The organism is Pantoea sp. (assembly GCF_028283705.1).
Taxonomy (GTDB): Bacteria; Pseudomonadota; Gammaproteobacteria; order Enterobacterales; family Enterobacteriaceae; genus Pantoea.
In genome coordinates this window covers 554,566-569,654 of record NZ_JAPWKD010000011.1, presented here as the reverse complement: position 1 = coordinate 569,654, position 15,089 = coordinate 554,566, and the positions used below count along the sequence as shown (strand labels likewise).

The window sequence follows — 15,089 nt, the reverse complement described above, 5'->3', positions numbered from 1 at the left end:
CCGATTTATCGCGCATCTTTTAAAACAATGCGATAAATCAAGCCGCTACGGCAAACAATTAAATAAACGTGAAAATCTCTTCGCGTGGCAGACGTGATTTCGGCAGCCCCGCATTGAAATCTTCTTCGCTACGGTAGCCAAGCGAGACCAGTACCACGCTGGTCAGCCCTTTTTCACGCAGGCCCAGCGCCTGGTCCAGCGCGCGTTGGTCAAAACCTTCCATCGGCGTGGCATCAATACCCATCATTGCCGCGCCCAGTAACAAACCACCCAACGCCAGGTATACCTGTTTTTCCATCCATTGCGGGATATCGCGTTGCTCGTAACGATGAATATCAACATAGCCACGACGGCTCTTATCCTGACCCGCTTTCGCCTCCGGCTTCAGAAAACGACCGTCTTTCTCTTCCTGCGCCAGTACATTTTGCAAATGCGCTTCATCGAGATCAGTCCGCATGCACAGCGCGATAACGTGAGAGGCATTCAGCACTTTAGGGCCGTTGTAAACAAAGGGTCCCTGGGTTGATTGTGCGATAAGCTCGCGACCGGCAGTCGTCGAGGCCACCACAAAGTGCCACGGTTGCGAATTCACCGATGAAGGGCTGTTGCGCAGCACATGCAGCAGGGTTTCGATCTCGGTATCCGGCAGACTTTTGCCGGAAGCAAAGGCTTTCACTGTGTGGCGACGGACCACAGCATCATTCAGCGTCATGTTTTTCTCCAGAGCAGTAACGGGTAATGTGGCAATACGATATCCGCCTCGCTAACCCACGGGTTAACGATTTGTGTTTCAATACGTTAAAAACCGCTCAGTACAATTTTGCCGCGTGCACGACCACTTTCAATCAGGGCATGAGCCTTGCGCAGGTTGGCAGCATTAATGGTGCCATGATGTTCACCGGCAGTGGTTTGCAGGGTGCCATCATCAATCAGCGCGCTCACCTGTTGCAGAATGTCATGCTGACGTTGCATATCGGCGGTGTGGAACAGTGAACGGGTAAACATCAGCTCCCAGTGCAGTGATATCGCTTTACGTTTCAGCGGCACTGCATCCAGCGTTTCAGGATCATCGATCAACGCCAGCTTGCCCTGCGGAGCCAGCACATCAATCAGCTGCGGGTAGTAGCTGTCGGTATGCGTCAGGCTGGCGACATAACGCACGTTGCTAATGCCCAGCGCGGCCAGTTGCTCGCCCAGCGGACGCTGATGGTCAATCACATGATCTGCGCCGAGCGAACGCACCCAGTCCGCCGTTTCCGCACGGGATGCCGTGCCAATCACCGTCAAACGGGTGAGTTTACTGGCAAGCTGGGTCAGCATCGAACCCACTCCACCGCCTGCGCCAACGATCAGTAACGCGGAATCGTCATCGGCCTCGATTTCCAAGCGGTCAAACAGCAATTCCCAGGCGGTTAACGCGGTGAGGGGCAGCGCGGCAGCATCCGCGTCGTTCAATGACTGCGGCCTATGTGCGGCGATACGCTCATCCACCAGTCCATACTCGGCATAGCTACCGGGGCGGGTGATATCACCGGCGTAATAAACCTTATCCCCTGGCTGAAACAGCGTCACCGCCTCGCCCACCGCTTCCACCACGCCCACTGCATCCCACCCCAGAATGCGCGGTGTATCGGTAGGCGCACCAGCGCGAACCTTCGTATCCACCGGGTTGACCGCGATGGCATTGATTTTGACCAGCAGATCGCGGTCGCCTGGTTGCGGTTTGGCAACATCGAGATCATACAGGGCATTTTCATCAGAAATCGGTAAACCATTCTGGCTGTAAACAATGGCTTTCATCGGTTGATCCTTATATCTCAAGGGTTTTAGTGAATGACACTTAGCCTACGCTGCCCTCTCCTTGCGAAAAACGTCACTTGCAGGGGAACACTTTCACTCTTAGAGTGAAAATCCGCTATCGCTGGGGAAATAAAATGATTCGACTGGAAGATGTGACGTTATTTGTGCGCTCCGCTGCGCTTGGCAGCTTTTCTCGTGCCGCGCGCGAGGCTGACCTGTTGCCAGGCCAGGTCAGTGCTGCGATTCAGCGTCTGGAACGTGAGCTGGATAAACGCTTGTTCGCCCGATCCACCCGCAGCCTGCGTCTCACCGCTGAAGGGGAAAAATACCTGCCCTACGCCCAGGAAATGCTGGCACTGATGCAGGCTGGTGCCGACAGCCTGCAAAGCCATGAAGATGCGTTATCCGGCGAACTAAAAATCGCCCTGCCTTCCGATATTGGACGCAATATCGTGCTGCCATTGATTACCGAATTTTGCCGTCAGCACCCGGCATTGTCGGTGCGTCTCTCGCTGTCCGATCAAATCAGCGATGTGTTTCGTGACCCGGTGGATATCGCCATTCGCTACGGCAAACTGGATGACAGCAGTTATGTTGCCCTGCCGCTGGCCGAAGATAATCGTCGGGTGCTGGTGGCGTCTCCATCCTGGCTCGATCAACATGGCCGCCCGGGGACGCTGGAGGAGATCGCGCGGCATGATTGTCTGCTGTTTGTGATGAATGGCCATGTCTATGATAAATGGACCTTTCCTCAGGAAGGAATGCGCCGCCAGATTACGGTTAAAAGCCGTCTGCTGTGTGACGACGCAGATGTCGCCCGACGCTGGGCGGTGGCCGGGATGGGTATCGCTTATAAATCCTGGCTTGATGTGTGTGATGACGTGCGGGAGGGGCGGCTGGAAGTGGTGCTGCCACAGCAGCCTGGCGAAAGCACCCCGCTGCATCTTATCTGCCCGCATCGCAAACAATTTTCTCCGGCCATTCGGGCATTGCATCAGCTGCTGCGTACCCATCTGCGGGCGCTGACTGCGCAGCTGTCGGCATAATTGTCACAAATGCGCGATTTATCGCGCGCCTTTTATGTCACAACGTTACACCTGCACCTGTTACAGCTGTAACACCGTGACACTTCATCCAAACCATCAATCTTTTAAATTCATATAGTTACCATCACCTTCCGACTGGCACAGTTTTCGCTATAGCCACGCTGAGCTTCTGCACCGGCCATCTTAAGTGGCAATGGACAGAAATAATGCCAGCCTCAAGGAGAACATAATGAAAGCGGCACGTTGGTATAAAGCACGCGACATTCGCGTCGATGACATTGAAGAACCCCAGGTCACAGCCGGAAAAGTCAAAATTAAAGTCGCATGGACCGGCATTTGCGGTAGCGATCTGCATGAATATATCGCAGGTCCGATCTTCGTCCCGGTCGAAAAACCGCACAAAATCAGCCATGACATTGCGCCGATTGTTCTCGGTCATGAGTTTTCAGGTCAGGTGGTTGAGGTTGGTACCGGTGTCACTAAAGTCAAAGTCGGCGACCGTGTCGTGGTCGAGCCGATTCTCTCCTGTGGCGAATGCCCGGCCTGCCGCGAAGGCAAATACAACCTGTGTGGAGACCTTGGTTTCCACGGCCTCTCCGGCGGTGGTGGTGGTTTTGCCAGCTATACCACAGTGGCAGAGCATATGGTGCATCGTATGCCGGACGCCCTCTCCTATGAGCAAGGTGCGCTGGTGGAACCTGCTGCGGTGGCATTGCATGCGGTACGCATGAGCAAACTGAAAGCCGGCGACAAAGCAGCAGTATTTGGTGCCGGTCCGATTGGTTTGCTGGTCATCGAAGCGCTGCGTGCTGCCGGTGCTGCTGAAATCTATGTGGTGGAACTGTCACCGCAACGTGCAGAGAAAGCACGCGAACTGGGTGCCAAAGTGGTCATCGACCCGAGCAAAGAAGATGCCGTAGCGAAGATCCGTGAGCTGAGCGATGGCGGCGTTGATGTGGCCTATGAAGTGACCGGCGTGCCGGTGGTGCTGAAGCAGTGTATCGACAGCACTAACTACGAAGGCGAAACCGTTATCGTGTCGATCTGGGAAGGTGAAGCGTCGTTCCACCCAAACAAAGTGGTACTGAGCGAACGTACCATTAAAGGCATTATCGCCTACCGCCATATTTTCCCGGCAGTGATGGAGTTGATGGTGCAGGGTTATTTCCAGGCGGACAAGCTGGTGACCAAACGCATCGAACTGGCCGATCTGGTCGAGCAGGGTTTTGAGGCACTGGTGAAAGAAAAACAACAGGTCAAAATTCTGGTACGTCCACCACAGTGATATTAATCGGGCCAGCCTGGCTGGCCCGCCTTTAATGCCGCTCCGGCAGCTGAATCGCGTATCTTTGCAAACGTCGGTACAACGTCATGCGGCTGATGCCGAGCTGGCGTGCGGCTTCACTCATATTCCAATGCACTGCGCGGAGCTGCTGAATCAGTTGCCCCGCCTCGCTTTGCGTCTGATCGGGCTGTTGTGCCACCGCCTGAAGGGTATCGGGCAAGTCGCCCGGCTGAATGATCCCTGCCTCACACATCGCCAGTGCATACTGCAACGCATGATTTAACTCGCGCAGGTTACCCGGCCAGCGGTGATTGACCAGATGATGACGTGCGCGATCGCTGAGTTGTGCCCGCCCCGCCAGCAGCGTATCAATCAGCCAGTTAATATCCGTACGTTCCCGCAGCGGCGGCAACATGATGCAGGCCCCCTGGAGACGATAGAGCAAATCTTCACGGAACAACCCCTGGGCCACACGCTGCGCCAGCGCATGGTGCGAAGCGGAGATCACGCGGATATCCACCTTCTGCGGCTGACGTGCACCAATCGGCAGCACTTCCTGCTCGGCCAGCACTCGCAGCAGACGCGTCTGCATCTCCAGCGGCATATCCCCAATTTCATCGAGGAACAGCGTGCCGCCATGCGCCGCCTGAATCAGCCCACTGCGCGCTTTGCTACCCGCACCAGAAAAACTTCCCGGCAGATGACCAAACAGCTCGCTTTCAATCAGGCTCGACGGAATTGCCGCGCAGTTCACCGCGATAAAAGGGCCGTGGCGGCGGGCGCTGGCCTGATGAAAGGCACGGGCAAAATACTCTTTCCCGCTGCCGGTCTCCCCCTGTACCAGCACATGCAGCGGGGCGTCCACCAGACGCGTTGCGCGACGTAATTGCTGCGCCAGTTGCGCATCGCCACCGGTTAACGCCGCCAGTTCAGGCGCTATCGTCACACTCTTCGCTGCCGGGGAGGAAGCGGCTACCCGCACCGGCGCGAGGGTTTGCGCATAGAAACGTTGTGGTCCGTGGATATCTTCCAGTTGCTGCGCCTGCAACAACTGCTCAAGCGACAGATCAAATAACGTCGAAACCGATAATCCAGATGGTAGTTGCCCGGTTCCCAGCCAGCGTCGGGCCGCTGGATTCAGTCCCACCAGCTGGCCGTTGCCGTCAAACGCCAGTAAGAATTCTGGCTGCACATCCGCCCATGCCGGATTACGACTGAGTTTCAGCACCCAATCGTGACGATGACGATGCAACAGCCAGGCGTTCTCGATTTGCTGCGCCTGTTGCCGTGCCAGCTGCATCACCAGATGCTGGCTGGTACGTGGCTGTGGGGAGGTGAGCGCAGAAATATCCAGCACCGCCTGTAGTTCGCCCTGTGAATCAAACAGCGGCACCGCGCTACAGGTCAGGGGGATATGGGTGGCGTCAAAATGTTCGGTTTGATGGATGGTGATGGCCTCCCCCGTTGCGAGGGCGGTGCCGACGGCGCAGGTGCCGGAAAGCGCTTCTGACCATTGCGCCCCGAGGAACAATCCGGCGCGACGCAGGCTAATCTCTGCGTGGGTATCGCCGAGATAGTCCACCGCCACGCCCTGCGCATCTGCCAGTAGCAGAATATAACCGGCAGGGGCAATCTGCTGATATAGCCTTTGTAAACCATGCTGCGCCACAAAACGTAGTTCTTCCAGTTGCTGGCAGTGCTCGCGCAACTGATGGGCCGGTAAGATGCGTGCCTCCTGCATTCGGCTAGGATCCAGACCGTGCCGCGTGACACAACGTAACCAGGAAGCATGTACCGCATCATCCTGCGGATTCAGCACATTTGTGGCTACCGCCTTTTCGACGCTGGTGACCACGTTGGCGATATGCTCGCGCTGGCTCAGATTCACAGTCCCTCTCCTTCCTGGCACCCTGGTTAAGTGGAATCACAGCATAGCGAATTAACACCTAATTAACAGATCCGGCATGGAAAAATGTCGCGTCTGACGATATAACCCTAAATCTGGACTTATTCGGCCACAGAGGAAATTATGGCGCTTTCTCACGGAACTGATTTTGATCTACACCACCTATTTTGTTGCCACGGCCAGCCCCGGTCCGAGCAACATGGCGATTATGGGTACAGCGATGAAGCAAGGGCGCGGTTCTGCGCTGGCACTGGCGGGTGGGGTGATTGGCGGTTCGATGCTATGGGCGTTGCTGGCAGCCTGCGGCGTTCTTACAGTTCTGGCAACCTTTGCTCAACTGCTGGTGATATTAAAAATCGGTGGTGGCCTGTATCTGTTGTGGCTGGCGAGTAAAGCCGGCAGATCGGCTTTGCGTAAACCAGATGCACCGGAATTTGCGCAGCACAGTGGCACGCCAGCGCAGTACGGCAGAATGTTTCGCCAGGGTTTGCTGATGCATGTGGGCAATCCAAAAGCGATTCTGACCTGGGTAGCAATTATGTCAGTGGCGCTGAAGCCAGAAGCGGCATCATCAACCCTGCCGATGATCATCGCCGGATGCGCTGGAATTTGTGTGTTGGTTTTCTGTGGATACGCGCTGCTGTTTTCCACCGCGCCGATGGCGACGTTCTATCGCAAAATCAGACGCGGACTGGATGCGCTGCTGGCCTGTTGTTTTGCCATTGCCGGGCTAAAATTAGTCTTCAGCCGTAACTGAGTCGCATTTCAAAGCGGCTCGATAAATCGCGCCGCTACGACGCCCAGCTAATTTTGTTGAAATCAGGAATTATTCGGTTTGCTGGCCGCAGTTTCGCTGAACGCGGGTTTCTGTTTGGACACAGAATACACCACATTTTTCGGGCCGTTAGTGTCCGTGGTGACGTCTACTGACTGGATAGTCACGCGGCCAAAGCCAAACAGCGTCTGAACGTAGCCACCTACCTTATGTTTACCCGCCGCAACATGAACCTGCTTTTCTTCGCCTTTCGTCAGCAGACCCGCATCCTGGCCATCCACCGTTACATAGATGGCAGAGCCGTCATCGGTACGCGTGACTTCGTGAGTGATATTGATTACCGTCGGGCCTTGATCAAACGGCGATGCCATGTTGTCGTTCTCAATCGGAGCCGGGGTGGCAGCGGTGACAGCAGCCGTAGTATCAGCAGCATGACGGGCACAACCGGTAAGCAATGTTGCGGCCATCAGGCCAGCCAGCGTGTAACGTGAGAGCATCGTGACGAAAAACCTTTTTCTGAAAGATAAAGGCGTATTTTAGCGCGCGGCTATCAGTGATGACAGTCACACAATTCCAGTATTATCCGAATTCCGCCCCCGTTCAGCCCCTGCGCCGCACGCAATGCAAAAAAGGCGGCGATTTTACCGCCGCCCGGGGAGTCAGCAACAGGTTATGGCAACGAATACCTTGCCATCGGAGCCACCTGCTGGATTAAGCCATTGGCTTTCATATAGGCGGCAAAAGCCTGATAGCGTTGCGTATCGAGCGTTGCGCTATGGCTGGCGAAATACGGCAACGTTGCCTGCCACGCCTGATGATTAAGCGGTGTGTTCAGTTCAGGATATTGCTGAATAAAGGCCTGCCAGGCCTGTTGCGGATGGGCACGCAGCCAGGCGACACCGGCATCCAGACCGCGTAAAAAGGCTGGGATACGTTTGTCCTGCGCCGCCGTTTTCTGGTTTGCCAGGATGATCAATTCGTCGTAAGCCGGGACACCAAAATCTTCCGGCTTAAATACCACCGGATTCGCGCCCTTATTTTTCAGGTCGAGCAACTCATAGTTGCGATACACCGTCATCGCCCCATCAATTTTGTGCGTCAGTAGCGCAGACTCCGCATCCATATTCAGGTTAATCAGTTTGACCGAGTCCGCATCAACACCCTGGGATTTCAGCATGTTGCGAATTGCCACATCCTCAAACCCCGGAATAGCATAACCGAGCGATTTTCCGGCAAAATCCTTCAGCGAGTGAATGTCCGGGGACACCGTGGTCAGGGTGTTCAGCGGCTGATTGATCAGCGTACCCACGCGGATGACCGGCACGTCTTTATCCACCAGCGTGTACAGCTGCGGTTGATAGCTGATAGCAAGATCAGCCTTACCCGCCGCCAGCAGCAAGGGTACGGAGGCCGAATCAGCCGGGGCGATCATCTCCACATCCAGCCCTTCTTTTTTAAACGCGCCGCTGTATTGTGCGGCAAAAATGGCCGCATGGTTAGGGTTCACAAACCAATCGAGCAGCAGACGAACCTTTTCATTGGCCTGGGCGACACTGGTGGTTGCCAGCAACAGCAAGGCGGTGATCGCAGTACGTAGGGTGTTCAAAGTGCATCCTTAGGTTAAGTGCCAGAGAGTTTTCTTGCGCATCAGGGCGACGCTACCGGACAGCAACAACGCCAGAATCAGTAACAACAACAACGCGGCAAAGCTGGTGGCGGTTTCCAGCCGGGCATTGGACTGCATCATCAGGTAGCCCAGTCCTTCGCTCGCGCCAACCCATTCGCCAATCACCACACCAATCGGTGCCAGCACCACCGCCATCTGCAGGCCGGAAAAGAACTGCGGCAGCGCGGCTGGCCAGCGTACCTGCCAGAAGAGACGAAAACGCGATGAGTTGAGGGTTTGTGCCAGCTCCAGCCAGCCCGGCGGGGTGCGACACAGGCCGTCAAACAACGACAGGCACAGCGGGAAGAACAAGATCAACGCCGCCACCACGACTTTGGACGCGATGCCAAACCCCAGCCACAGCACCAGCAGCGGTGCCAGCGCAAACACCGGAATCGCCTGGCTGGCAGTGACCAGCGGAAATAACAAACGGCGCAATGTCGTGCTGGCGGCCATCAGCACCGCCAATACCACCCCCGCACCGACGCCCAGCAGCAACGCCAGCACAATCTCCGCCAGCGTGTACAGCATGTGATGCCATAACAGTTGACGGTGTACCCACAAGGCTTCCAGCACCGCCTCAGGTGAAGGCAGCAGAAATTTGGGCACACCGCTGCGCAGCGCCAGCAACCAGCCGCACAGCAACACTGCCAGCAGATAAACGGCGCTAAACAGATTCTTTTTCATCTTGATTCAATCGGGTAAAAAGATGGCCCTGCGCCAGCAACAGGCCGGGATCGTCAATCGGACGAGGTACCTGCCCGTCTGGCACCGACCAGCGTTCAATATGCAACGGCTGCCCATTGAGCAGCAGAATGTCATCGGCCATGCGGCAGGCTTCCAGCGGGTCGTGCGTCACCAGCAGCACGGTTTTACCTTGTAACAGGGTTGCCGTCAGGGTTTGCAAGCTGAGTTTGGTCATCACGTCGAGGGTGGCAAAAGGTTCATCCATCAGCACCACATCCCGTTGCGCGTAAAGGGTGCGAGCCAAAGCCACGCGCTGACGCATACCGCCCGACAGGGTATCAGGCCGGGCATTGGCGACCTGAGTCAGTTTCACCTGCTCCAGCAGATGCTGTGCCCGCTCCGGTTCGGGTTTGTCGCCTTTCAGACGCGCCGCCAGCATCACGTTGTCCAGCACCGATAACCACGGAAAGAGCAAATCCTGTTGCCCCATCCAGGCCACACTGGCCGCAACGCCACTAATGCGCCCCTGCTGTGGCTGGAGCAAGCCCGCCACCAGCCGCAGCAGCGTGCTTTTACCGATGCCACTGCGTCCCAGCATCACCGTGGTTTTACCGCCACGCAGCCGCAGATTCAGCTGCTGGCACAGCGGCTGTGCTCCCCAGCTAAAACCAAGATCGTGCAGTGTGATATCCTGGCTCATGATCGATTCGCTGCCAGAATGGCCAGCTGCGCACAACCGCGCTGCGCCAGCGTCGTGGCGGCCTGAGCCGCACGAATACCGCTGGCGCAAACCAGTACAATGCGCCGGTCTTGCGGGGGTTGCCATGCGTCAAGCTGTTGCGGCAGGATGCGCTGCGCCCATGCCGCCACACTGACCGGCGCTTCTTCGCGGCTACGCAGTTCTACTATGCAGTCCTCCGCCGTGAGGAGCTGCGTATCAATAAACGGCACCCAGGGTTGATCCGGCTCCGCAGCCCGATCAAAACGGAACTGACGAAAGTGCCAGTGCACAAAATCACAGTTCACCAGACAACCGAGCGGTGAAGGTTCCAGGCCAAGCAATACGCTCAGCGCCATTTGCGCCTGCATCGCGCCCAGTGTCGCCACTGCTGGCCCCATCACCCCGGCGGTATTGCAGTTCGCGGCACTGGTGGGTAACTGCGGGAACACCGCACGATAGCTGGGGGCTGCGCCGCAGAATCCCCCGACATAGCCCTGACGCCCCAGAACCGAAGCGCTGATCAGCGGTATCCCCGCCGGATAACAGGCATCCGATAACTGATAAGTGACGGCAAAGTTATCTGCCGCATCGATAACCAGATCGATGTTGCTGAGTGCCTGCTGCACATTGCTGGCCGTTAGCGGCTGCGGCACCGGTTCCACCTGCACCTGTGGATTTCGCCGCAGCAGCGCACGCTGGGCGCTGGCGACTTTCGATTGCTGCACATCCTGCATATCAAACAACGTCTGCCGATGCAGATTATGCAGCGCCACCGTATCGTCGTCATACAGGCGGATAAAACCCACGCCGGCGCCCACCAGCAGCGGCAGCAGCGTCGAACCCAATCCACCTGCCCCCACTACCAGCGCCCGTGCCCCAGCCAGCCGCTGCTGCCCCTGCTCACCAATCTCCGGCAACATCGTCTGACGTTGATAGCGATCCATATGGACTCTCCTCAGCAAAGATTCGCCAGGCCAAAAACCGGGGTCGAAGGCACCGCCATATCGCGTTTTTCCATCAGTCCGCCGTCGCGCGCCGCTTTCCCGGCCTCAATGGCCTGGCGGAACGCCGTCGCCATCAGCACCGGATCGCCCGCTTTCGCCACCGCGGTATTCAGCAAAACAGCATCAAAACCCAGCTCCATCGCCTGCGCTGCCTGTGATGGTGCTCCAATGCCTGCGTCAATAATCAGCGGGATATCGGTAAACCAGGCACGCATCGCCCGCAAACCATCAATATTGCGCAGCCCCTGACCGGAACCGATGGGCGCGCCCCACGGCATCAGCACTTCGCAGCCTGCTTCCAGCAGTTTTTCGCCGACAATCAGGTCTTCCGTGGTATAGGGGAAGACCTGGAAACCCTCAGCGCACAGAATGCGTGCCGCTTCTACCAGCGCAAAAGGATCCGGTTGCAGCGTATCGGCATGGCCGATCACCTCCAGCTTGATCCATGGCGTGTTAAATAATTCACGCGCCATATGCGCGGTGGTCACCGCCTCCTGTACCGTATGGCAACCGGCGGTATTCGGCAGCACGCGCCTATCCAGCTGCGCCAGCAATTCACGAAATGCCGCACCGGCGACACCTTCACGCCGCAGGCTGACGGTGATGATTTCACTGCCCGAGGCGACAATCGCCTGTTGCAGAATCGCCGGGGAGGGATAACCTGCCGTGCCCAGTAAAAAACGTGATTGTGGTTCAAAGCCGTAAAACATGATTTAGCCTCCCTGCATCGGTGATAACACTTCCAGCTGACATCCTTCTTCCAGCAGCTGGCTGTCGTACTGTGTTCTGGGCACAAACATGCCGTTAAATGCCGTGGCGACGCAGGCAGCATCAATTTGCTGCTCACGTAGCAACTCGCTAAGGGTGCTGGCGGCAGTCAGCACCTGGCGACCATTAAGCTGAATTTTCATAACGATGTTCCTCAGACAGACGCTGCATCAGCTGTTCCGCCATCAGCGGTGCCAGCAGGAAACCATGGCGATACATGCCGTTCAGATAAAAAGTGTCATTTTGATAGTGGATTTCCGGCAGATTGGCCGGATACGCCGGGCGCAGACCGCTGGCGTTTTCGATAATGCGGGCTTCGGCTAACGCCGGATGAAGGGTATAAGCCGCACTGAGGAGTTCCATCATGGCACGTGCGCTGATGGCGCTGGTATCATGGCTCTCCACCATAGTGGCACCGAGCATAAAATGGCCGCCACGGCGGGGCACCAGATAGCAGGGAAAACGCGGATGCAGCAGACGAATCGGGCGTGAGAACTGCACCTCATCGCTGTGCAAAATCAGCATTTCACCGCGTACCGCGCGCAGACGCGGCAGCTCAGAGGCAGCGTGGATGCCGCGGCAATCAATCACTTGCCCGGAGGCTTTGTCGCTGTGGAACGTCACCCCTCGCTGCTGTAATTTTTCACGCATCTCAGCCAGCGCCAGACGCGGATCAAGATGGGCTTCCTGGGAGAAAAATAAACCCCGCGCGAAACGACCGGCCAGTGCCGGTTCCACTGCGGCCGGATCCACCCATTGATGCTGTTCCGTCATGCGGGCAAAACGGTTCAGCTCCTGGCTATCACGCACGGGTGCCACCACCAGCGTCCCCTGATGTTCGACGCTGCTGACCCGTTTCTGCCACCAAGCAGCAGCATGCTGACCAAGATCAATCACCGCACGCGGCGCACTTTCGGCTTCACACCAGGGCGCAAGCATACCGCCCGCGAACCAGGATGCCGGAGTACGGTTTGCATCGACAATCACTTCGATCTGCTCACCGCGTTCCGCTAACAGGGTCGCCACGCACAGGCCCGTCACACCGCCGCCAATCACCGACCAGCGACTCAAAACGGATATTCCGGAAAAGAAACAGGAGATTGCATATCGGCCTCTCAGTCATTGCACTGAGACCCGGATACAGGAGAAGGGAAATAGCATACGTTGCACGGAAACGCCCCGCTGCCAGACAGCCTGCGATGCAGGTTGTCAGTCTTCCTACGCCAGTATCAACTGGGTCAGGTTCAAAGGGTCGCTAAGCCGCGCAATGCGCTTTTAGCCTCTCAGTCTCTCTGGCGAGACTCCCCCGACGCGTCTATTTGTATTGTAGTCGTCTGAATTCGTCAAGCATCAGCACCGCAACAAAGCCTAACCTTTCAAAATCTCCTGTTTCAGCATCATGCGCTTTTCTCCACGATTGCCTGGTATGCTCTTGAGATCTGGATTAATAAAACAACGTCTGGCAGGAAAATTATGTGTGCTGATTCAGTGATTTCCGCCATCCTGGTGTGCGTATTTGGCGTGATTATTTTGTGGTGTGTCTTACGCCCGTGAAAGGGCAGGAAGTCGCGGGGATAGTAATGGATTTGCTGCTACCACTAAAGGGAGGCACTCATGCCTCCCCTTTTCTACTTATTAACGCTGCGGATGATTTACTTCCAGCGGACGCAGGTCAAACAACAGCACTTCCGCGTCTTTACCGTTGGCGAATTGCAGCGCGGTTTCGTTACGTACACGCGCACCGTCACCTTCGTTGAACACCACACCGTTCACTTCAATGCTGCCGCGTGCCACATGGATGTAAGCGTAGCGATCGGCATCCAGCGTAAAGGTCTGCTGCTCTGCGCCGTTAAACAATCCGGCATAGATTCGGATATCCTGACGCACACTCAGTGAACCTTCATCACCCTGCGGTGAAACAATCAGACGCAGCTGACCACGTTTGTCGCTTTCTGCCACCGATACCTGCTGGTAACCTGGCTGCGTGCCGCGTTCTGCCGGAACGATCCAGATTTGCAGGAAATGGACGTTGTCCGCTTTCGAGTGGTTAAACTCGCTGTGCGTTACGCCGCTTCCGGCACTCATCAGCTGCACATCACCGGGGACAATCACCGAACCGGTGCCCATGGAATCTTTATGCTCCAGCGCCCCTTCCAGCACATAGGAGATGATCTCCATGTTGCTGTGCGGATGAGCACCAAAACCCCGTCCCGGCGCAACACGGTCATCGTTAATCACCAGCAAATCGGAGAAACCGGTTTGTTTCGGATCCCAGTAGTTGGCAAAAGAAAACGTGTGGCGTGAGTTCAACCAGCCGTGGTCACCGAGGCCACGCTGGGCTGACAGTCTTTGTTCAATCATGGTCTGCTCCTCAAATTTGTTGGCGGAAGACGATATTGCTTCCTGATGTGACTCAGTATACGTAAACTGAATCGCCCAACAATGTGTTGCATTGACAATGACCGTCACCAATAAGTGGACAATATGCAGATAGACGACCTCCGCATTTATGTCGCCGTGATTAAAGCCGGCAACTTCACCGCCGCCGCAGAACAGCTGCTGCTTTCCAAACAATATGTCAGCCGCCGCATCGCCGCGCTGGAAGAAACACTCGGCGCACGCCTGCTCAATCGCAACACGCGTAAGTTGTCAGTGACGGATAACGGCCAACTGTTTGCCCGCCATGCACAGCGCATTCTTGATGATGTGCAGGAGGCAGAGTTGGCCGTGTCAGGACGCCGCCAGGTTTTACAGGGCAGTTTTCGTCTCAGCGTGCCGATGTCGTTCGGCATCAGTCATCTGTCGCCGTTTATCGCTGAATTTCTCAGCCTGCATCCGGCGCTGCAATTCCAGGTCGAACTGGCGGACCGTTATGTCGATATGATTGGCGAAGGCTTCGATATGGCGATTCGTATCGGCACATTGCCCGACTCAACGCTGATCGCCAAAAAACTGGGGGAGTTCCGCCGGGTGATCTGCGCCAGCCCCAGCTACCTGCAAGGGGCCGATGCCCCGCGTCGCCCCGAAGATTTGCTGGATCATGCCTGCCTGCGCTACGGTCGCGAAAGCCAGACCGGCTGGGAGCTCTTTCAGGGGGAAAAACGTGAGGTGATTAACGTGCAGGGGCCGATGGTCAGCAATAACGGTGAAATGCTGCGCGATGCAGCAATTGCCGGGCTGGGGTTGATCCTGCTACCGGAATTTATCGTTGCCCCCGCCCTCGCCAGTGGTGACCTGATCACCGTGCTGGATGACTGGCACCCCTCCTCGCTCAGCCTGAATGCGCTCTATCCGCAGCATCGCCAGCGCAGCGAGGTCAACCGGGTGTTTATGGCGTTTTTGCAACAGAAGCTGGCGTAGCGGCACATTTTATCGCCAGCTTAGGCTGGAGGTTTATCCGTGGTCTGGCTATATTAATCATTCTGACCATT

General features: G+C 56.5%; 15 protein-coding genes, 1 pseudogene and 1 riboswitch. Of the genes and pseudogenes, 4 read left to right on the top strand and 12 right to left on the bottom strand.

The features are described 5' to 3' along the window. Positions 1-58 precede the first annotated feature (58 nt). Positions 59-712 (bottom strand): oxygen-insensitive NAD(P)H nitroreductase, encoded by a 654-nt coding sequence (gene nfsB, locus PW844_RS09590; RefSeq protein WP_299450715.1) that lies wholly within the window; start codon positions 710-712, stop codon positions 59-61. 86 nt (positions 713-798) lie between these two features. After that, positions 799-1,800, bottom strand: coding sequence for a zinc-binding alcohol dehydrogenase family protein (locus PW844_RS09585; protein WP_299450705.1), 1,002 nt, complete (start codon positions 1,798-1,800; stop codon positions 799-801). Positions 1,801-1,934: 134 nt separating this feature from the next. Between PW844_RS09585 and PW844_RS09580 the strand changes: the two genes are divergently transcribed. Together PW844_RS09580 and PW844_RS09575 are read left to right on the top strand one after the other, a co-directional pair. Further along, a complete protein-coding gene (locus PW844_RS09580; protein ID WP_299450704.1) occupies positions 1,935-2,846 on the top strand; it encodes a LysR family transcriptional regulator in 912 nt (303 codons plus the stop codon). A 229-nt stretch (positions 2,847-3,075) separates the two neighbouring features. Then, complete coding sequence (locus tag PW844_RS09575; RefSeq protein WP_299450703.1) at positions 3,076-4,131, top strand: 2,3-butanediol dehydrogenase; 1,056 nt, start codon at positions 3,076-3,078, stop codon at positions 4,129-4,131. Positions 4,132-4,162: 31 nt separating this feature from the next. On the opposite strand, the gene PW844_RS09570 is transcribed toward PW844_RS09575, so the two are convergent. Continuing rightward, positions 4,163-6,019, bottom strand: coding sequence for a sigma-54-dependent Fis family transcriptional regulator (locus PW844_RS09570; protein WP_299450701.1), 1,857 nt, complete (start codon positions 6,017-6,019; stop codon positions 4,163-4,165). Between the two features lie 141 nt (positions 6,020-6,160). On the opposite strand from PW844_RS09570, the pseudogene PW844_RS09565 reads away from it, so the two are divergent. Further along, positions 6,161-6,794: pseudogene (locus PW844_RS09565) on the top strand (LysE family translocator). A gap of 62 nt (positions 6,795-6,856) precedes the next feature. On the opposite strand, the gene PW844_RS09560 reads toward PW844_RS09565, so the two are convergent. From PW844_RS09560 to PW844_RS09520, 9 genes are all read right to left on the bottom strand, one after another. After that, complete coding sequence (locus PW844_RS09560; RefSeq protein ID WP_299450700.1) at positions 6,857-7,309, bottom strand: hypothetical protein; 453 nt, start codon at positions 7,307-7,309, stop codon at positions 6,857-6,859. Positions 7,310-7,482: 173 nt separating this feature from the next. Next, the gene (locus PW844_RS09555) at positions 7,483-8,418 is read right to left on the bottom strand and encodes an ABC transporter substrate-binding protein (RefSeq protein ID WP_299450698.1); all 936 of its coding nucleotides are present in this window, start codon (positions 8,416-8,418) and stop codon (positions 7,483-7,485) included. Positions 8,419-8,427: 9 nt separating this feature from the next. Continuing rightward, complete coding sequence (locus PW844_RS09550) at positions 8,428-9,165, bottom strand: ABC transporter permease (RefSeq protein WP_299450696.1); 738 nt, start codon at positions 9,163-9,165, stop codon at positions 8,428-8,430. Further along, positions 9,146-9,865: an ABC transporter ATP-binding protein gene (locus PW844_RS09545; RefSeq protein ID WP_299450695.1), complete on the bottom strand. Its 720-nt coding sequence runs from the start codon at positions 9,863-9,865 to the stop codon at positions 9,146-9,148. The genes PW844_RS09550 and PW844_RS09545 overlap by 20 nt, the downstream gene beginning before the upstream one ends. Further along, positions 9,862-10,830 carry a HesA/MoeB/ThiF family protein gene (locus PW844_RS09540; RefSeq protein WP_299450694.1) on the bottom strand — a complete coding sequence of 323 codons (969 nt, stop codon included), beginning with the start codon at positions 10,828-10,830 and terminating at the stop codon, positions 9,862-9,864. The genes PW844_RS09545 and PW844_RS09540 overlap by 4 nt, the downstream gene beginning before the upstream one ends. Positions 10,831-10,841: 11 nt before the next feature. After that, positions 10,842-11,600, bottom strand: a complete 759-nt coding sequence (locus PW844_RS09535) for a thiazole synthase (RefSeq protein WP_299450691.1) — start codon at positions 11,598-11,600, stop codon at positions 10,842-10,844. Between the two features lie 3 nt (positions 11,601-11,603). Continuing rightward, positions 11,604-11,801 (bottom strand): sulfur carrier protein ThiS, encoded by a 198-nt coding sequence (gene thiS / locus PW844_RS09530; protein WP_299450690.1) that lies wholly within the window; start codon positions 11,799-11,801, stop codon positions 11,604-11,606. Then, the gene (locus PW844_RS09525) at positions 11,785-12,729 is read right to left on the bottom strand and encodes an FAD-dependent oxidoreductase (RefSeq protein WP_299450689.1); all 945 of its coding nucleotides are present in this window, start codon (positions 12,727-12,729) and stop codon (positions 11,785-11,787) included. The genes thiS and PW844_RS09525 overlap by 17 nt, the downstream gene beginning before the upstream one ends. Positions 12,730-12,856: 127 nt before the next feature. After that, positions 12,857-12,976: riboswitch (TPP riboswitch) on the bottom strand. A 317-nt stretch (positions 12,977-13,293) separates the two neighbouring features. Further along, positions 13,294-14,019 (bottom strand): pirin family protein, encoded by a 726-nt coding sequence (locus tag PW844_RS09520; RefSeq protein ID WP_299450687.1) that lies wholly within the window; start codon positions 14,017-14,019, stop codon positions 13,294-13,296. 123 nt (positions 14,020-14,142) lie between these two features. Between PW844_RS09520 and PW844_RS09515 the strand changes: the two genes are divergently transcribed. Then, entirely contained in the window at positions 14,143-15,018 is an 876-nt protein-coding gene (locus PW844_RS09515) for a LysR family transcriptional regulator (protein WP_299450685.1), read from the top strand. Positions 15,019-15,089: the final 71 nt, after the last annotated feature.

Excerpts from the sequence above, each read along its gene's own strand:
- nfsB (WP_299450715.1), bottom strand. The coding sequence starts at position 712 with ATGACGCTGAATGATGCTGTGGTCCGTCGCCACACAGTGAAAGCCTTT.
- PW844_RS09585 (WP_299450705.1), bottom strand. The coding sequence starts at position 1,800 with ATGAAAGCCATTGTTTACAGCCAGAATGGTTTACCGATTTCTGATGAA.
- PW844_RS09580 (WP_299450704.1), top strand. The coding sequence starts at position 1,935 with ATGATTCGACTGGAAGATGTGACGTTATTTGTGCGCTCCGCTGCGCTT.
- PW844_RS09575 (WP_299450703.1), top strand. The coding sequence starts at position 3,076 with ATGAAAGCGGCACGTTGGTATAAAGCACGCGACATTCGCGTCGATGAC.
- PW844_RS09560 (WP_299450700.1), bottom strand. The coding sequence starts at position 7,309 with ATGCTCTCACGTTACACGCTGGCTGGCCTGATGGCCGCAACATTGCTT.
- PW844_RS09550 (WP_299450696.1), bottom strand. The coding sequence starts at position 9,165 with ATGAAAAAGAATCTGTTTAGCGCCGTTTATCTGCTGGCAGTGTTGCTG.
- PW844_RS09545 (WP_299450695.1), bottom strand. The coding sequence starts at position 9,865 with ATGAGCCAGGATATCACACTGCACGATCTTGGTTTTAGCTGGGGAGCA.
- PW844_RS09540 (WP_299450694.1), bottom strand. The coding sequence starts at position 10,830 with ATGGATCGCTATCAACGTCAGACGATGTTGCCGGAGATTGGTGAGCAG.
- PW844_RS09535 (WP_299450691.1), bottom strand. The coding sequence starts at position 11,600 with ATGTTTTACGGCTTTGAACCACAATCACGTTTTTTACTGGGCACGGCA.
- thiS (WP_299450690.1), bottom strand. The coding sequence starts at position 11,801 with ATGAAAATTCAGCTTAATGGTCGCCAGGTGCTGACTGCCGCCAGCACC.
- PW844_RS09520 (WP_299450687.1), bottom strand. The coding sequence starts at position 14,019 with ATGATTGAACAAAGACTGTCAGCCCAGCGTGGCCTCGGTGACCACGGC.
- PW844_RS09515 (WP_299450685.1), top strand. The coding sequence starts at position 14,143 with ATGCAGATAGACGACCTCCGCATTTATGTCGCCGTGATTAAAGCCGGC.